The 17,088-nt window shown below is 66.6% G+C and carries 15 protein-coding genes; 12 read left to right on the plus strand and 3 right to left on the minus strand.

What is annotated here, in order from left to right:
- Positions 1 to 396: 396 nt before the first annotated feature.
- On the minus strand, positions 397 to 540 hold the full coding sequence (locus EUC46_RS12575; RefSeq protein WP_164918825.1) for a hypothetical protein: 144 nt from the start codon (positions 538 to 540) through the stop codon (positions 397 to 399).
- A gap of 331 nt (positions 541 to 871) precedes the next feature.
- Here EUC46_RS12575 and EUC46_RS11180 point away from each other — a divergent pair, with 331 nt between their 5' ends.
- The gene (locus EUC46_RS11180; RefSeq protein WP_128774241.1) at positions 872 to 1,450 is read left to right on the plus strand and encodes a type IV toxin-antitoxin system AbiEi family antitoxin domain-containing protein; all 579 of its coding nucleotides are present in this window, start codon (positions 872 to 874) and stop codon (positions 1,448 to 1,450) included.
- Positions 1,451 to 1,913: 463 nt separating this feature from the next.
- Here the strand turns inward: EUC46_RS11180 and EUC46_RS11185 are convergent, their stop codons facing one another.
- Positions 1,914 to 2,609, minus strand: a complete 696-nt coding sequence (locus EUC46_RS11185; protein ID WP_128774242.1) for a hypothetical protein — start codon at positions 2,607 to 2,609, stop codon at positions 1,914 to 1,916.
- A gap of 339 nt (positions 2,610 to 2,948) precedes the next feature.
- Between EUC46_RS11185 and EUC46_RS11190 the strand changes: the two genes are divergently transcribed.
- The gene (locus EUC46_RS11190; RefSeq protein WP_128774243.1) at positions 2,949 to 4,085 is read left to right on the plus strand and encodes an alpha/beta hydrolase fold domain-containing protein; all 1,137 of its coding nucleotides are present in this window, start codon (positions 2,949 to 2,951) and stop codon (positions 4,083 to 4,085) included.
- Here EUC46_RS11190 and EUC46_RS11195 read toward each other — a convergent pair.
- Positions 4,049 to 4,774, minus strand: a complete 726-nt coding sequence (locus tag EUC46_RS11195; protein WP_128774263.1) for a FadR/GntR family transcriptional regulator — start codon at positions 4,772 to 4,774, stop codon at positions 4,049 to 4,051. The genes EUC46_RS11190 and EUC46_RS11195 overlap by 37 nt on opposite strands.
- A gap of 184 nt (positions 4,775 to 4,958) precedes the next feature.
- Here EUC46_RS11195 and EUC46_RS11200 point away from each other — a divergent pair, with 184 nt between their 5' ends.
- From EUC46_RS11200 to EUC46_RS11245, 10 genes are all read left to right on the plus strand, one after another.
- Entirely contained in the window at positions 4,959 to 6,533 is a 1,575-nt protein-coding gene (locus tag EUC46_RS11200; RefSeq protein WP_128774244.1) for an ABC transporter substrate-binding protein, read from the plus strand.
- A 259-nt stretch (positions 6,534 to 6,792) separates the two neighbouring features.
- Complete coding sequence (locus EUC46_RS11205) at positions 6,793 to 7,758, plus strand: ABC transporter permease (protein WP_128774245.1); 966 nt, start codon at positions 6,793 to 6,795, stop codon at positions 7,756 to 7,758.
- Positions 7,758 to 9,899: a dipeptide/oligopeptide/nickel ABC transporter permease/ATP-binding protein gene (locus EUC46_RS11210; RefSeq protein ID WP_128774246.1), complete on the plus strand. Its 2,142-nt coding sequence runs from the start codon at positions 7,758 to 7,760 to the stop codon at positions 9,897 to 9,899. The genes EUC46_RS11205 and EUC46_RS11210 overlap by 1 nt, the downstream gene beginning before the upstream one ends.
- A complete protein-coding gene (locus EUC46_RS11215) occupies positions 9,899 to 10,720 on the plus strand; it encodes an ATP-binding cassette domain-containing protein (RefSeq protein ID WP_128774247.1) in 822 nt (273 codons plus the stop codon). Before EUC46_RS11210 ends, EUC46_RS11215 begins: the two co-directional genes overlap by 1 nt.
- Positions 10,721 to 10,800: 80 nt before the next feature.
- Entirely contained in the window at positions 10,801 to 11,721 is a 921-nt protein-coding gene (locus EUC46_RS11220; protein ID WP_128774248.1) for a dihydrodipicolinate synthase family protein, read from the plus strand.
- 95 nt (positions 11,722 to 11,816) lie between these two features.
- Complete coding sequence (locus tag EUC46_RS11225; protein ID WP_277750491.1) at positions 11,817 to 12,788, plus strand: ROK family protein; 972 nt, start codon at positions 11,817 to 11,819, stop codon at positions 12,786 to 12,788.
- 120 nt (positions 12,789 to 12,908) lie between these two features.
- Positions 12,909 to 13,649 (plus strand): N-acetylmannosamine-6-phosphate 2-epimerase, encoded by a 741-nt coding sequence (locus tag EUC46_RS11230; RefSeq protein WP_128774265.1) that lies wholly within the window; start codon positions 12,909 to 12,911, stop codon positions 13,647 to 13,649.
- 222 nt (positions 13,650 to 13,871) lie between these two features.
- Positions 13,872 to 14,153, plus strand: coding sequence for an HU family DNA-binding protein (locus tag EUC46_RS11235; RefSeq protein WP_128774249.1), 282 nt, complete (start codon positions 13,872 to 13,874; stop codon positions 14,151 to 14,153).
- A gap of 220 nt (positions 14,154 to 14,373) precedes the next feature.
- A complete protein-coding gene (locus EUC46_RS11240) occupies positions 14,374 to 15,186 on the plus strand; it encodes an ABC transporter ATP-binding protein (protein WP_128774250.1) in 813 nt (270 codons plus the stop codon).
- The gene (locus tag EUC46_RS11245) at positions 15,162 to 16,919 is read left to right on the plus strand and encodes a transporter (protein WP_128774251.1); all 1,758 of its coding nucleotides are present in this window, start codon (positions 15,162 to 15,164) and stop codon (positions 16,917 to 16,919) included. Before EUC46_RS11240 ends, EUC46_RS11245 begins: the two co-directional genes overlap by 25 nt.
- Positions 16,920 to 17,088: the final 169 nt, after the last annotated feature.

Genomic DNA, 17,088 nt, shown 5'->3' on the forward strand with positions numbered 1-17,088 from the left:
CCTGCGCAACGACCAGCCCTGCTCCAGCCCCCGTGCGATCGCAGCCCGATCCGACATCGTCAACATCCCACCCAACACAACCTCCCGCCTCTAACCAGCACTGTTGCTACGACCCTATGACACCACCCTCGTCGTTAGCGGGATAGCGATTAGTACCGTGCACGCCCTCGAGATCGGTCCGCTCCTCAGATGGACGTGGGCGTCGTTCACAGAAGCGAGCACCCGGTAAGCGAAGACCCTTATCGCCCTGGGCACGCCCGGCGGGGTCGCAGCCTTCGTGTCGATAGTGTGGTGGGCGAAGAGGAAGATCGGCGAGGAGTTCGGCAGGTGGTGAAGGCCCGAGACAAGAAAGGGGCAGCGACGGGTGAAAACACCTGGCGCTGTCCCTTATGGACCTCAGGCGGCGCCAAGGATCTGACGCCGGGTCTCGAAAGAGTGTTCCAGACGGATGAGCGGTTCCACGTCCGCATCCTGCTCAGGCACCCAGAAGGACTCGTTCGCCGCAGCAAGCTGAGCGGTGTAGGCCTTGACGAGCTTCACCACCTGCTTGGCGATAAGTATCGACTCCTTCGACGTCTTCCCCTGACCCGTTCGATGGCCTCAGACAGACCGTCGATCTGACCCACAGTGAGCTCAGCCCGCTGCGCCGCATCGAGGTACGAAGCCAGAGTGACATTTAGGTCATCGGTCAGACGCTTGCCCTTAAGCCTCTTGAGCCCGACTGCGACAGCCACCCCCAAGGATCTTGGCGGCTCACAGCGAGACATTTAAGGATCCATCTCGCCAGGACAACGCTGTTCGCTAGTCACATGCCCTTGTCCTCCTAACTCGCTACAGATACACTTAATGTGTAGAGGGTTAGGAGGCTGTCGTGTTAGGACGTGAACTTGCACCCGTCTTCACACTTGAGGATGCACGACAAGCGGGGCTGAGCAAGGATCGGATCTACTCGTTGCTACGCCGGGACAAGATCGAGCGCGTGGGGCGTGGTGTATATGTGCGCCCCGGCTCGATCCCGCCCGCCTTCATCACCCTTGCCGCCGCGGCGAGGCTTCACAACGATGCGACGCTGTGTCTCACGAGCGCTCTTGTGCACCATGATCTGAGCGACGCTATCCCTTTCGCCTCCGACATTGCGTTACCGCGTGGCACGCACCATCCGGCGGGGCTTGCAAATGTGAGCTGGCATAGCTTTGATCCACGAACCTTTCAGGTCGGCCGCGAGCATGTCGAGGTCGGAGAAGGAGCCACGGTCGCGATCTACTCGCCAGAGCGCACCATCGTCGACTGCTTCCGGCTAATGCATCAGGAAGGCAGCGATGTCGCGTACGAGACGTTGAGGCGATGGCTCCGCCAGAGAGGAAACACCCCAGCGGCACTGTTGAAGGTCGCAGGATCGTTCCCCAGGGCACTCCCTCGGATCCGCCAGGCGCTGGAGGTGCTTCTGTGACCCCTCCGTCTCCGTCCAGAGACACTCCAGCAGGGCGCGCCTACGACGACCTGCGCAACCTCGCCCGGAATCGGAACTTTGCTCTCAGGAATGCCCGAACTCGCACAACGTAAATGGGAGGCCTGGCGTCGTCGTCAACGGTTGGAGCAGACCACACCGGAGCAATTCCGCGATCTCCTCAACATCTGCGTCTCCTTTGTGGGCCCGATTCTTGGGAGTTCCGTGGGGGGTGCCTGGGATCCGGGCACCGGATCCTGGGGATAGGTGATGTCGCCCACCCACGCCACGCCGCAGGTGAGCCACATCTCAACCACGCCCAACTGGGAAGAGCCTGTTTGCGGCACCAAATCATAAGATGCTGGTGCAACGCGGATGGCGCCGCCGCGCCCTGCGATCGAACACCTACCGTTACCGGAGGGAATACCGGGGGCATGTCACCGGGGCGGCGGCCCGCGGCGGAGACCTATTGCGGGGTCGTGCTGCTCTTGCCCGTCCTCGCGCGCCGGTAAAGGAACCACCCGCCCACGGCTAACACCAGTAGAATAGGCACTCCCCAGAGCCACAAGCCCGGCCCCTTGGAGGACGCAGTGTCGGCGCTTGCCGGGGTGGTTGCGGATGCGGCCCGGGTGTCTGGTCCGGCTGCTGTTCCATCTGAGTCCACGCCAACGAAGTCGACGCTCAGGGACTGCTGGGCGGCGAGGACCTGGCCGTCCTTGGCGGTGATCCCGGCGTCCAGGACCACCGTGACCGTTTGGGTTGCCGTCCCATCGGGGAGGATGACGTGGATGAGTCGGCGGTCGCCGGGTTCTGCCCGGTCCTCGGCCATGACTACCTGGGCGGTGATCGGTTGGCCATTAGCCCCTATGACATGAACCAGCGCCTGGTTCGCCTCGCGCACGGAGGCGTCGTTGACGTTCTTCGTGAACTCAATGACGATCTGCCCGGTGGCCGTGTCGAAGGTAACGCCGACAACCTCGAGGGACTCAGCACTGCTCGAACCCGTCCCGCCGCCGCTCCCGTCTCCGGGTTCCGTCGCGGCGTCGACAACGATCGGTATATGGCGAACATCCACGGCGGAGGCGGCAGGAGCCTGGACGGCGACCAGGGCCGCCAGGATCAGCACAATGGCGCTTAGACGCGCCGTAGGGCTGAGTTGCATGGTTTCTCTCCTCGGGGCGATGGCGGTGGGATGCCGGGGTCCGGGAGGCTCAACCCGGACGGGGCGCACGCTGGGATTGTCCCACGCTGAGGTCTTGGCCAACGACTCTCGCCCATGCCCCCGACCTTCAGGGAAGGGGCGCTGAAGGACGACGGCGATCCCCCGCGCCCATCCTGGTTGAGGCGACCACTGGTTGAGGCGACCGCTGGTTGAGGCCACCACTGTGAGATGGGCATCCCGGCCACGGCCCTGGTCCGCCCCGTTCCACCCCCGGGCAGGCGCGACCGCTGTGAGTGCGGTGGTGCAGCGAAGCGATTTCGACAATGACATAGTTGTCTCATGTCAGACAACCGACATCCTCGCCCTCCCTATGACGAGGCCACTGCCGCCCTTTTGGCCAGCATTGAGCCCCTCAACCTCTTCCCGGGGCTGACGCCGGAGTCGATCGTCTCCTCGCGTCGCCCCATTGAGGAAGTCCGTGCCGAATTGGTGCGCAGGAACCCGGACATCGAGCTCGATCAGTGCGAGTTCGCCTCCCACGATGGCGCGGTCCTGCCGGTAGCGGTGGTCCGCGACTCCCGGGCTCCAGCGCATGAAGCCGGCCCGCTCTTCGTCCACCTTCACGGCGGTGGGCTCATTATGGGCTGCCGCTTCAACGGCGTGGGCACCACCGTGTCTTGGCAGCGCCGTTACGGCGGTGTGGTTGTCAGCCCTGAGTACCGGCTCGCCCCCGAGCACCCCGCTCCCTGCGCGGTCGAGGACTGCTATGCAGCGCTGAATTGGGCCGTTGAGCACGCCGCCGAGCTCCGTATCAATCCGCGGCGCGTGATCCTCGTGGGTGCGAGCGCGGGTGCTGGACTCGCCGCCGGAGTCCTGCTCTTGGCGCGCGAGCGCCGCGGACCAGCCCTCCTGGGAGCGCTTCTGGACTATCCCATGCTCGATGATCGCACGGGCCTACCCCAGTGGGAGGGCTCAGTTTCCGCACGCCAGTACCCCGACGACGGGACCTGGCCCACGGCGTACAACAATGTAGCTTGGGACGCCGCTTTGGGCCGGCGTCGTGGCACTGCGCAGGTCGCCCCCCATGAGGCGCCCGCGCGGGCCGCCAACCTGGGCGGGTTGCCGCCAGTGTTCTTGTCCGTGGCCTCTGCGGAGGTCTTCCGCGACGAGGTTGTCACCTTCGCCTCCCGGGTGTGGTGCGACGGCGGGCAGGCCGAACTCCACGTCTACTCCGGGGGGACGCACGCCATGGAAGAAGTTAATGCGCGCTGGCTGGCCCGCGATCTGGGTCGGGCGCGCGACTCGTGGATTGAGCGGCTGCTGGAGCCAGAGGATCCGTGTGTCAATGTTGAGGCGGTGGCTCGGGCCGGTACTTACCCGGCGCTCACCAAGATGCTCTTGGACTCCGAGGGTTGCCGAGGCGAGGGGAGGGCCTGGGGTCAGTCCGCTGCCAGAGCATCCATGAGAGGGGCGTAGTGCACCTCTATGGCTTCCAGGTAGGCCTTGACGTCGCCCTTGCGGGCGGCCTCGAGCATGGAGCGATGCGCCTTGGCGGTGATAACGATGTCCTCGGGCCTGGGGGCGTCCAGGAGCGGCACGGTCAGGGTGTGGACGGCCCAGAACGCCTCGGTCAGATGCATGAAGAGGTGATTGGGCAGCGGTTCGAGCAGGCGCATGTGGAAGGCGCGGTCCTGTTCGGTGAAAAGCTGACCCCGGACGGCAAGTCCCTCCATCTTCTTCACAATGTCGTCCAAGGCGGCGTCGGCGCGGTTGTGCCAGGCCGTCACGACCTGCTCGGCCAGCGCAGTGTCCAGGGTGACGCGCATCTCCACGACGTCGCGCAGGCCGCGGTAGTCATCGCCGGGCTTGAGTAGGCCGCGGAAAACCAGGGACTCGACCATGGGGCGCATGGAGACTTGTCCCACGAACATGCCGTGGCCGTGGCGGACCTCCACAATATCCAAAGCCACGAGGGTGCGCACCGCCTCCCGCACCGAGGATCGTGAGACGCCCAGGTCCTTGCACAGGCGCGACTCGGTGGGCAGGGCATCGCCGGGCTGAAGGCGGGACTTCAGAATGTAGTCCTTGATGGCTGTGATCGCGGTCGAGGCCTGCGTCGTCGGCGTCGCCGTCAGGGAGGCATAGGTGCCGTGGGGTGTCTCCATGGCAGTCATTGTGACCACTGCTCCATCGTTCTGCTTGTACTTCAGGGCTACAAGCTCCGCGCCCAGGACCAGGCCTGATTCGTCGGTCACTCCTCGCTGTCGGGGAGTGGTCAGACATCCTCCTGCCTGCTATGGTCATCATACCAACGTCAGACATAAGACGTCAGACTTCAGGAGAGAATCAATGGCGATCGCTACTCCGGCTGGTACCAGCCGCCGAGACTTCTTCAGGCTTTCCGGCACCCTCGGTCTGGCTGCCGGCCTGGCCGCAACCCTCGCTGCCTGCGGTGGCTCGGAGAACTCCAAGGAAGGTGTCATCACCGCCGGCATCTCCTACGAGCTGGGCACCAATGGCTACGACCCAATGACGACGAGCTCGGCGCTCACAGTCGCCGCCAACTGGCACACCATGGAGGGCCTCACTGAACTCCATCCGGCCACCCGTGAGGTCTATGCCGCCCTGGGGGCCAACCTGCCCACTATGGTGGACGACACCACCTACGAGGTGACCCTGCGCGACGGCGCCAAGTTCTCCGACGGCACCGCGGTGACCATTGAGGATGTCGTCTTCTCCTTCGAGCGGATCCTCGACCCCGGCAACAACTCCATGTACGCCCCCTTCATCGCCTTCATTGACACGGTGGCCAAGAAGGACGACACCACCGTCACCTTCACCCTGAAGTTCCCCTACTCGTTGGTGGCCGAGCGGCTCAGTGTGGTCAAGATCGTCCCCAAGGCCATTGTGGAAGCGGATGGCGCGGCCTTCGACATGAACCCGGTGGGCACCGGCCCCTACAAGATGACTGATAACGGCGCCGGTTCCCAGGCGCTGGTCTTTGAGCGCAACGACCTCTACAACGGTCCGCGCCCAGCGCTGGCCAAGTCCATGACCTGGCAAGTCATGCCCGATGACACCACCCGCACCAACGCCATCACCTCCGGCACTGTTCAGGCGATTGACGCCGTCCCGGCAGCCAACCTGTCGACCATGAAGGACCCCGTCAAGGTCGCGGCCCAGCAAGGCTTCGGCCTGCTCTTCATCATGTTCAACAACGAGACCCTCGGAGACCTCAAGGCTCGTCAGGCGATCCTCTACGCCCTGGATTACGCCAAGATCTGCGATACCGGCATGGCCAGTCTCGCCACCCCGGCCACCTGTTTCGTCCAGCAGGAGCACCCGGCTTACAAGGAGGCCTCGACGGTTTACAGCTACGATGCGCAGAAGGCCAAGTCCCTCCTGGCCGAGGCCGGCATTACCAGTCTCAATGTGCTGTGCACCGACCACGGCTGGTTCTCCGCGGTCCGCCCGATCATTAAGGAGAACCTCGAGGCCCTAGGGGTGACGATCACCTACAACGAGAAGAAGTCCTCGGACGCCTACAAGTACATTGACACCCCCGAAGGGCCCTGGGATGTCCTTGTGGCCCCCGGTGATCCCTCGGTCTTCGGCAATGACGCCGACCTGCTGCTGCGTTGGTGGTACAGCGCGGACCTGTGGACCGACACCCGCATGCACTGGAAGGGCACAGAGGCCTACACGACTATCCAGACCGCGCTCGAGGAGGGGGTGCAACTGGAGGGCGACGCGCAGATCACCAAGTGGCAGGAGATCTTCAACTCCCTGTCGGACAACCCGCCCCTCTACCCGCTTTTCCACCGCAAGACCCCGACGGCCTACAACTCTGAGACCCTGCAGAACTTCAAGCCGATCGCACTGACCGGGCTGTCCTTCGTGGACGTCAGCTCGTCGAAGTCCTGAGATTCGTGGCCCCACGATGCCGGGTGCCGTGTCCATGGCGCCCGGCATCACCGCCCATCGGCTGGTTGGGCGCGCCCCGGACCGTCTTTCAACCGTCTTTCAATGGGGCGGCGCAGGTCTCCTATGGGTCATTACAAACCGACTTGCCATCAGACATCAGACGTCCGACAATTAAAGAGCGGTTGGCAGTGAAGCCGACCGACCCCTCCCACCGGCCGCCCCAGCTGGCGGCCGGGTGCTCAAGCAAAGGAACATCTCAGTGTCCAACCTCCTCCGCCTGATCGGGCGCCGCCTCGTGGCGCTGCCGATCATGGTGCTGGGCGTGACGCTGCTCGTCTTCGTCGTCATGTCGTTCTCCTCGGCCGACCCCGCCCGCCAAGCGCTGGGTGAGGCCGCCACCCCGGAGGCCCTCGAGCAGTACCGCATCCTCCACCACCTCGATGACCCGCTTCTCCAACGCTACTGGGACTACCTGGTCAACCTGGTCCAGGGAGACCTGGGCACCACCTTCACCGGCGTCAAGATCAGCAGCATGGTCGCCAACGCCTTCCCGATTACGCTCCAACTGACCTTTATCGGCATCTTCGTCGCCGTCATTTTCGCCACCATCCTGGGCATTATCGCCGCCCTCTACCGCGACCAGTGGCAGGACCAGGTCATCCGCGTCTTCTCCATCGCCTGCCTGGCCACCCCCTCCTTCTGGCTGGCGCTGCTGCTCATCCAGTGGTTCGGGGACATCCCTGGAGGATCAGGGACCTTCCCGGCGGTCATCACCACCTGGGTCCACTTCTCCGATGACCCCGGCGCCTACCTCAACCAGGTCTTCCTGCCCGCCCTGGCCATCGCCGTGCCCAACACCGGCTCGCTGACCCGCGTGGTGCGCACCGCCATGGTCGAGGAACTCGACCGGGACTACGTGCGCACCGCCATTGGCGCAGGTATTCCCAAATGGATTGTCGTGGCCCGTAACGTCCTGCGCAACGCTTTAATCACACCCCTGACCGTGCTGGGCCTGCGCATCGGCTACGCCATGGGCGGCGCGGTGGTCATCGAGATGATTTTCAACATTCAGGGCATGGGGCAGCTCATCTTCCAGGGCATCACCCGCAATGACGTCAACATTGTCCAGGGCGTGTCCATTACGGTGGCCCTCGCCTTCATCATTATCAACATTGTCGTCGACATGCTCTATGTGCTTGTCAACCCGCGAATCAGGAGCATCTGATGCTGCACCGCCACACTCTCGACAAGGCCGCAGCACCCGGCCTGCGCTTCCAGGGGTGGAAAGCCCTGCCGCTGGGCTCCAAGATCGCCGTCGTAATCCTGAGCGCCATCGCACTGGTTGCCATCCTCGCCCCTCTGATCGCCCCCTACCCGCCCGGCGCCACCGGCCTGGCCGCCAATGAGAGCACCAGCTATATCGAGGGCGTCGGAGAAGTCACCTCCTCCGACCCGGCGGTGGGCCCCTCCCTCGCCCATCTCTTCGGTACCGACGCCACCGGTCGCGACATCTTCTCCCGGGCCGTCTACGGGGCCCGCGTCTCCCTGGTGGTCGGCCTGGCCGCCACCGGCCTGGCCCTGGCCGTCGCCTCGGTCCTGGGGGCCATTGCCGCAACCTCGCGCAAATGGGTGGCTGAGACCCTCATGCGTATTCTTGACGTCCTCATGTCCTTCCCCGGCATTGCCCTGGCGGCCGTGCTCGTTTCGGCCATGTCCACGCACCTGCCAATGGTGCCGGTCATTATTATTGCCATCGCCGTCCTCTATACGCCTCAGCTCACACGCGTCGTGCGCGCCAACATCATCTCCCAGTTCGGTGAGGACTACGTGGCGGCGTCCAAGGTTATGGGCGCCGGGGTCCCCTGGATCCTCGTCAAGCACGTGGCCCGGAACTGCATCGCCCCGATTATGGTTTTCGCCACCGTGCTGGTAGCCGACGCCATTGTCTTCGAGGCCTCCTTATCCTTCATCGGGGCCGGCATCCAGGCCGTCAACACCCCCACCTGGGGCAATATGCTCTCCGAGGGCAAGGCCCTGCTCCTGTCAGGGCACTGGTGGCCGACCTTCTTCCCCGGCCTGCTCATCCTCATCACCACCCTGTGCCTCAACATTCTTTCCGAGGGCCTGACCGATGCCATGGCCTCCCCGCGCATTCGCAAGAAGATCGACGTCCAGGCCGACGAGGAGGCCCTGGAGACTCAGGCGGCCTGGGAGGAGGCCGGTGCCGCCGTCAACTCCCATGCCCTCCGCGGCTCCGAGTCCGCCGCAGGCGGTGAGGCCTCGACGCTCACCGGCCTCGTTGAGCCCGCCGCCGAGGAGGTCGCCCTGGAGGAGCGCCTGGCGCAGTTGCGTGCCGCTGAGCGCAAGCGCAGCGACCGCCTGGTCTACAACGACACCGAGGCCGCACCCGTCCTAGAGGTCAAGAACCTCTCCATAGCCTTCCCCGCCCAGCACGGCGAGGTCGACATTGTTGACAATGTCTCCTTCTCGGTGCGCCCCGGAGAGACCATGGGACTGGTCGGCGAGTCCGGCTGCGGTAAATCCATTACCTCCATGGCCGTTATGGGGCTGCTGCCCTCCACTGCCCGCATGCGCGGTGAGATCCTTTTCAAGGGCCACAATGTCCTGGACATGAAGCCCGAGGAGCACAACGCCCTGCGCGGCCATGAGATGAGCATGATCTACCAGGACGCCCTGTCCTCCCTGAACCCCTCCATGCTCATCCGCTCCCAGATGAAGCAGCTGACCAAGCGCGGCGGCACTCGCACCGCCGAGGACCTCCTGGAACTGGTCGGCCTGGACCCGGTGCGCACTTTGAAGAGCTACCCGCACGAACTCTCCGGAGGTCAGCGCCAGCGCGTCCTCATCGCCATGGCCCTGACCCGTGACCCCAGTTTGGTCATTGCCGACGAGCCCACCACCGCCCTGGACGTCACCGTCCAGAAACAGGTCGTCGACCTGCTCAACGAGTTGCGCGAGAAGCTCGGCTTCGCCATGGTCTTCGTCTCCCACGATCTGGCGCTGGTCGCCAAGCTCGCCCACCGCATTACCGTCATGTACGCCGGACAGGTGGTCGAGCAGGCCGAGACCGGCGAACTGCTGACCAACCCCGTCCACGAGTACACCCGCGGCCTGCTGGGAGCCGTGCTGTCCATTGAGGCGGGCTCCAAGCGCCTCCACCAGGTGCGCGGCACCGTTCCGAGCCCCTCGGAGTTCGTCTCCGGCGACCGCTTCGCTCCGCGCTCGGCTCACCCCACCGTGGGCCTGACCACCCGCCCGACGCTCAAGCGGGTCGCCGGGACGCAGACCCACTACTACGCGACGACCCCCGAACTCGAGGAGCTTCTGGCAAAGGAGGCCCACTAATGGCTGCTGACAAGACCGGCACCTGGACCGAGGCAGACCCCGTTGTCGAACTGCGTCACGCCCACGTCATCCACAAATCGCGCACTGGAAAACTCTTCCGGCCCGACACCGTCCATGCCGTGAACGACGTTAGTCTCTCGGTGCGCCGCGGGGAGACTCTCGGCCTGGTCGGCGAATCCGGCTGCGGAAAATCCACTACCGCCCGCGTCATGGTGGGCTTACAGGCTCTGACTAGTGGCGAGGTCCACTTCAAGGGCCGCAAGATCGGCCACTCGGCGGCCGACCGCAAGGCTCTGGGGCGCTCCGTCTCCGTGGTCTTCCAGGACCCGGCCACCGCCCTGAATCCGCGCATGATCGTGCGCGACACCCTGATCGACCCGCTCAACGTTCATGGCATCGGCAGCCCCGAGGAACGTCAGGCGCGCGTACGTGACCTGCTCCACCTTGTGGGCCTGCCCCCCAGCGCCCTGGAGGTGTTGCCCCGTCAGATCTCCGGCGGCCAGCGCCAGCGCGTGGCCATCGCCCGGGCGCTGGCTCTCGACCCGGACATTATTGTGGCTGACGAACCCACCAGCGCCCTGGACGTCTCGGTGCGCGCCCAGGTGCTCAACCTCCTCCAGGACCTCAAGGCCACCCTGGGGCTGGGCCTGGTTTTCATCAGCCACGACATTAACACCGTGCGCTACGTCTCAGACCGGATCGCCGTCATGTACTTCGGCAAGATTTTGGAGTTGAACACCACCGAGGAGATCTTCTCCAACCCGCGCCAGGACTACACCCGCACCCTTCTGGGGGCCGTGCCCTCCCTGTTGGAGGGGTGAGCGGACTCCATCGCCGCAATGAATCGACCGCACCGCAACATCAAAATCATTAAAGCCATCAAAACTATCAAGGAAAACTCATGGATTCCCGTTTCGCCGGCGTTATACCGCCGGTCGTCACACCTTTTACCACCCAGGGCGACGTCGACCTCGACAGCCTTGATCGTGTCATTGACCACCTTATTGGGGGAGGGTCGGACGGGCTGTTCGTCCTGGGATCCTCCGGGGAAGTCGCCTACCTCACCGACGCCCAGCGCGACATCGTGCTGGAGCGCACGGTGGCGCGCGCCGCCGGGCGCGTTCCCGTCCTGTCAGGCGTTATCGATACCTCCCCGAACCGGGTTATCGCGCAGGCCAGACGCGCCCAGGATCTTGGGGCCGACGCCGTGGTGTCCACCTGCCCCTTCTACACCCTCAACGACCAGCCGGAGTTCGCCGACCACTTCCGTGCCATTGCCACGGCCGTCGACGTGCCACTGTTCGCCTACGACGTCCCCGTGCGCCTGGGCGGCAAGAAGCTCGGCCGGGACCTGCTGGTTTCCCTGGGTACCGAGGGCGTTTTGGCCGGGGTCAAGGACTCCTCGGGCGACGACGTCGCCTTCCGCCGCCTGGTGGCCGCCAATGAAGCCGCCGGGCACCCGCTGGCGCTGCTCACCGGCCACGAATGCGTCGTCGACGGCATGCTCCTGCTGGGGGCCGACGGCATGGTCCCCGGCTACGCCAATGTCGAGCCCGCCCTCTACGCCGAGCTTTACGCTGCGGCGCATGCCGGGCAGTGGGAGCGGGCCCGCCGCATCCAGGACCGGATCTGCGCCGGGTTCGAGATCGTCTTCGTCCCCCAAGGCCGTTCTGGTGACGCCACCGGCGTGGGCGCCTTCAAGACGGCCATGGAGGCTCTGGGGGTGATCGCCTCCAACACCATGGCCTTCCCAGTCAAGGCTCTGGAGGGCCCCACCAAGGAGGGCATTGTGGCGGTGCTCAAGCGCCAGGGTCTGCTGTGATCCCCGCCGTGGGGCCGCATTGGTGAGCGGCGGCGCCCCACGGCCACACCCGCCCATGACCGCCCGGATGCACCGGTTTTGCGAAAGGAACTCCTGTGGACGCGCAGCACGCGCTCGTGGTCGGCCTTGATCTAGGCGGCACCAAGATGGCCGCCGCCCTGGTGCGGGCCAGCGGGGAACTTGCCGGCCCCCTGGCCACCATCCCCACCCCGGCCCACGAGGGCCGTGAAGCCATGCTCGACGCCATCGCCTCCCTGGTCCGCACTGTGGTCAAAGCCGGAACCCGCCAGGCGCCAGGGATCCCAGCCCGCATTAGCGCCGTGGGCATTGGCACCGCCGGCGTCGTGGACGTGACCACCGGCACCATTGTCTCGGCCACCGACGCCATCGCCCAATGGGCGGGCACCCGTGTCGCCGACGGCGTCAGGGCCCGCCTGGAGGCGGCGGGCCTGGGACGCCTGCCCATCCATGTCGAGAATGACGTCGACGCCTACGCCGCCGGGGAGGCCTGGCTGGGCGCGGGCCGGGGCTGCGCGAGCGTGCTCGTCGTAGCCGTGGGCACCGGGGTGGGCGGGGCGGTCCTCATCAACGGCAGCGCCGTGCGTGGCTCCCACCACGTCGCCGGCGAGATTGGGCACGTGCCCGCCCCGGGCGCCGAGGGCGAGACGTGCACCTGCGGGCGCCCGGGGCATGTGGAGGCCGTGGCCGCCGGCCCCCAGATCCACCGCCGCTACCTCGCCGCGGGCGGCGACCCCACGGTCCTGACCACCCGCGAACTCGAGACGCGCGCCAACGCCGGCGACGCCCTAGCGGCCCGCGTCTACCGGGACTCCGCGGTGGCGCTGGGCAAGGTCCTGGCAGGGGTCGTCACCGTCCTGGACCCCGACCGCGTCGTCGTCTCCGGGGGACTGGCCCGCGCCGGGCAGCTGTGGTGGGGGCCCCTGCGCCAGACCTTCCGCGCCGAGCTCATTGACCCCCTGGCCGGGGTACCCCTGGTCGGCGCCGAGCTCGGCACCAGGGCGCCTATTGTCGGCGCCGCCCACGGCGCCCTGGCTCTGCTCGACTGAGCTACTGAGCCCGACTGAACTGGCATTCAATGCCGCCCCGCCCGCCCAGTCGCGGGCCCGGCGCCCTTGCGCCGGTCCCGCCGAGGAAAGACGAAGAGAAAGATGAGAGAGGCAGTGACCATGCCCACAGAGCCCACAGAATCCGCAGAGCCCGCAGAGCCTGCTGAGTCGACCGGGCTCCACCCCGTCCTGGCCCGACTCAAGGGCGGGCTCATTGCCTCCGCCCAGGCCTACCCCGGTGAGCCCATGCGCGATCCGCGCACCATGGATCAGGTTGCCCAAGCCTGCGTGGCCGGCGGCGCCGCCGGCATCAGGGCTCAGGGCCTGGCCGACCTGGCCCTGATCTGCCAGCATGTCAAGGTCCCGGTCATCGGCCTGTGGAAGGACGGGCACGAGGGGGTCTTCATTACCCCGACCCTCACCCACGCCATTGCCGTGGCCGCCACCGGCTGCCAGATTGTGGCTATAGACGCCACTCGCCGTCCGCGCCCCGACGGTCTGACCTTCGCCCAGACTATCGCCGGTTTGAAGGAGGCCCGCCCCGAGACCCTGGTCATGGCCGACTGCGGCAGCCTGGAGGACGCCCGCATGGCCCAGGACTGCGGCGCCGACATTGTGGGCACCACCCTGGCCGGATACACCGGCGAGCGGCCCAAGACCGAAGGTCCCGACGTTGAGCTCATCGACCAGATCGCCGCCATCGCCCAGGTGCCGCTGGTGGTCGAGGGCCGTGTTCACACACCGGCCCAGGCGGCCGTCGCCCTGGACCACGGCGCCTTCGCCGTCGTGGTGGGCACCGCCATCACCCACCCCACGACTATCACCTCCTGGTTTGTTGACGCCCTCGCCGCGCGCGGCTGACTAACGGCGGGCACCGGTCGGGGGCCGACGACCGTCATAGAAATCGTTATTGAATGCCACAACCGGCCACATAATGTGACGCCAGCCACCCCTGTGATGTGGTCCTGTGCACCCAAAGCCCCGAAACTGGCGTCAAATCTGACAGAACGCTCGTTTTGTGCTTAGCGTTGATGTCAGCGGCACCGACCAACACGATGCCGACCCACGATTGAGAGGCTAACCATGTCCGTCAACCGCACCGAGCTCATCGCCGCCATCGCCGAGCGGGCCAACCTCACCAAGACCCAGGCTGACGCCTTCCTCGGAGCCTTCCAGGAGGTTCTGGTGGAGAACGTGGCCAAGGGCGAGGCTGTCAAGATCACGGGCCTCATGGGTGTTGAGCGCGTCGAGCGCGCCGCCCGCACCGGCCGCAACCCCCGCACCGGCGAGGAGATTCAGATCCCGGCCGGCTACGGCGTCAAGCTGACCGTCGGCTCGGCCCTGAAGAAGGCCGTCTCCGCCTGAGAGCATCATTGGGGTCGGGCCCAGCGGCCCGTGCCCGCACCGCGGAGGTGCGCCGCCCTCATCGTCAGGGCGGCGCACCTCCGTCCATCCCGGGGCCCGAAGGCGGCCGCCGCTGGCCGTGAGTCGGGCCGCTTTCCTGCTGTGGACGTAGGTGACGAAAACGTGCGGCTCCACCACCAGGAGGAGTCCTGCTACTACCGGCTTTTCTAGGCTTTCCCCCATGAGCACTTCACGACAACCGGCTGCTGTCGACCAGGCCGTCCCCAATAAGTCGGCCCCCGCCCTGTCCCTGGACAGGTTGTGTAAGGCCTTCGGCCGCAAGATTGCCGTCAACCTGCTCAGCCTCACGGTACCCTCTGGCAGCGTCTACGGGGTCGTTGGCCCCAACGGCGCAGGCAAGACCACTACCTTGTCCATGGCCACCGGCCTACTCGCCCCCGACGCCGGCAGGGCCCTGGTCGACGGCATTGACGTGTGGCGCCAGCCTCAGCGCGCCAAACGGCACCTGGGCGTCCTGCCCGACGGCCTGCGCACCTTCGATCGCCTCAACGGGCTCGAGCTGGTGACCTACTCCGGGCTGCTGCGCGGCATGGAGCGCGACGTCGTCGTCCCGCGCGCCGCCGAACTGCTCAAGGTCCTGGATCTGTGGGAGGCCGGCACCACGCTGGTGACCGACTACTCCGCCGGTATGCGCAAGAAGGTCCACCTGGCCTGCGCCCTGGTCCACTCGCCCTCAGTGCTGGTGCTCGATGAGCCTTTCGAGGCCGTGGACCCGGTCTCCGCTCAGACCATCCAGGCGATCCTGGCCGACTTCGCGGCGGCCGGTGGAACCGTCATTATCTCCAGTCACGTCATGGCTACAGTGCAGCGCTTCTGCAGCCATGTGGCGATCATTAACCAGGGCGTCGTGGTGGCGGCCGGCACCACCGAGCAAGTCGCTGACGGCATGGACCTGGATGCCCGCTTCGCCCAGCTCGTGGGCGCCCCAACGACCAGGGAGGGGCTGTCATGGTTGCGACCCTCATCCGACTGAGATGGCGCCTGACCCTCAACGCCCTGAAGAAGAACGTCTGGGCGCTCATCGGCACCATTCTCGGAGGCCTCTACGCCCTCGGGCTCATCCCCCTGCTCCTGGTCGGCGCCGTGGCCCTGAGCCGGGCGAGCACAGAGGTCATTGCCAATGTCCTGGCCGTGTTCGGGGCGTTCATGATCCTGGGCTGGACGCTCATCCCCCTACTGCTTACCGGCGTGGACACCACCTTGGACCCGCGGGCCATGGCGGCCTGGACTGCTCCCTCCGCGCGCCTGGCACGGGGCCTGGCGGTGGCGGGGGCAACCGGGCTGCCCGGGATTGTCACCGCCTTCGCCCTACTCCTGCCAGCACTGACCTGGCTCGCCGCCGGTGAGCCACTGGCGGCGGGCCTGGCCCTCCTCATGGGCCCGGTCGCCCTGGCGACCTGCGTGCTGACCGGGCGCGTCGTGGTCATTGGGGCGGGCGTGTCCACCACCCGCCGAGGCCGCGACATGGTCGGGATAATCGCGGTGATCCTGGTGGTGTTCGGCTCCCTGGCGCCCTCCATCGTCAACGTCTTCGCGGTCTCTACGATGCACGACGGCGGCCCGCACATTCCCGTGCTGGGAGGGATTGCCCGGGTGGTGGGACTGACCCCCTTCGGTTGGGCCACAGCCGCCCCCGGCTACCTCGCTCAGGGGCAGGTGCTCCCCGCCCTGGGGCTGGCGGTCGGTGCGGTAGCGATCCCCCTGGCCCTCCTGCCCCTGTGGGAACGAGTTGTGACACGCGTCATGACCACTCCCGCCCACGCCGGGGGCTCCTCCCACGCCTACAAGGCGCGGCGAGGCCCGCGGGCAACTGCCGAAGGCCGAGACCAGGCCGGTGCTGGGGACGGCGCGGCGGGACTGCCCGAGGTTCTGCCCTGGCAGCGTCGCCTGGCGCGGCTGCTGCCGGGCCCGAGCGCAGCCGTAGCCGCCCGCTGCCTGCGATACTGGCGCGCCGACCCGCGTTACCTGGTCTTAGCGCTGACGATTCTCATTGTCCCGCTAGTGGTTCTGGGCTCTGCCGCAACTGGAAGCATGACCTCCAAGGTCGGCAGCCCGGGCGCGGCGGGCGCGCTCGCCCTGGGGCACGCCCCCTGGTGGCTATTATTCGTTGGCCTATTCACGGCGCTCATGACCGGCTGGGCCGTCCACGACGATCTCGCCTTCGATTCCACCGCCGTGTGGACCCACATTAGTGCGGCGGTCCCTGGGCGCTACGACCTGCTCGGCCGCGCGCTGGCCGCGGCCCTGTGGCAGGTGCCCCTGGTGATAGCCGTCGAGCTGGGCGTGGGCGCCTGGACAGGGCGCTGGGACATGGTCCCGGCCTTCCTGGGGACGGCCGCGGCCATTTACGGCAGCGCCCTGGCCTGGTCCGCACTGACCTGCGTGATCTTCCCCTACGAGGTCAACGCTCCCGGGGAAAGCCCCCTGAAGTCGCGCACCTCGGGCATGGCCCTGCTGGCTGCGGTGGTCCAGATGATCGGCATGCTGGCCATTGTGGTCATCGCCCTGCCCGCCGCCGTCGCCTTGGTCGCGCTGGCCATCACCGGGGCCTGGGGCTGGGGGTGGCTGCTCCTGCCAGCGGGCATCGCCTGGGGCTGCACCGCCGCCTGGATCGGGGCCCGACTCGGCGGGCGCCTACTCGATGGCCGCAGTGTGGCGATCCTGACCACTATTCGCTCCTGGTCCGGCCATGAGGAGACGCGCTGAGGCCGGCCCGTTCGTTGCCCGGCGGCGGGGCGCCCCTCGGTCAGGAAGGAGCCCCGCCCGCCCCGGGTGCGGTACGCGCGACACAGCCGCCATGACCGGAAAGTAACGCAAGTGGGTACCATCAAGCCGTGGAGGCGCCGTGGGGTGCATCCAACGCGCTTGATCCTGC

Origin of the sequence: Actinomyces oricola (assembly GCF_004104015.1) — a bacterium.
In the GTDB taxonomy this organism is placed as follows: Bacteria; Actinomycetota; Actinomycetes; order Actinomycetales; family Actinomycetaceae; genus Actinomyces; species Actinomyces oricola.

Bases quoted from the DNA above. Each gene is read 5' to 3' on its own strand.
- EUC46_RS11185 (WP_128774242.1), bottom strand. From the start codon at position 2,609: ATGCAACTCAGCCCTACGGCGCGTCTAAGCGCCATTGTGCTGATCCTG.
- EUC46_RS11190 (WP_128774243.1), top strand. From the start codon at position 2,949: ATGTCAGACAACCGACATCCTCGCCCTCCCTATGACGAGGCCACTGCC.
- EUC46_RS11195 (WP_128774263.1), bottom strand. From the start codon at position 4,774: ATGGAGACACCCCACGGCACCTATGCCTCCCTGACGGCGACGCCGACG.
- EUC46_RS11200 (WP_128774244.1), top strand. From the start codon at position 4,959: ATGGCGATCGCTACTCCGGCTGGTACCAGCCGCCGAGACTTCTTCAGG.
- EUC46_RS11210 (WP_128774246.1), top strand. From the start codon at position 7,758: ATGCTGCACCGCCACACTCTCGACAAGGCCGCAGCACCCGGCCTGCGC.
- EUC46_RS11215 (WP_128774247.1), top strand. From the start codon at position 9,899: ATGGCTGCTGACAAGACCGGCACCTGGACCGAGGCAGACCCCGTTGTC.
- EUC46_RS11220 (WP_128774248.1), top strand. From the start codon at position 10,801: ATGGATTCCCGTTTCGCCGGCGTTATACCGCCGGTCGTCACACCTTTT.
- EUC46_RS11230 (WP_128774265.1), top strand. From the start codon at position 12,909: ATGCCCACAGAGCCCACAGAATCCGCAGAGCCCGCAGAGCCTGCTGAG.
- EUC46_RS11235 (WP_128774249.1), top strand. From the start codon at position 13,872: ATGTCCGTCAACCGCACCGAGCTCATCGCCGCCATCGCCGAGCGGGCC.
- EUC46_RS11240 (WP_128774250.1), top strand. From the start codon at position 14,374: ATGAGCACTTCACGACAACCGGCTGCTGTCGACCAGGCCGTCCCCAAT.
- EUC46_RS11245 (WP_128774251.1), top strand. From the start codon at position 15,162: ATGGTTGCGACCCTCATCCGACTGAGATGGCGCCTGACCCTCAACGCC.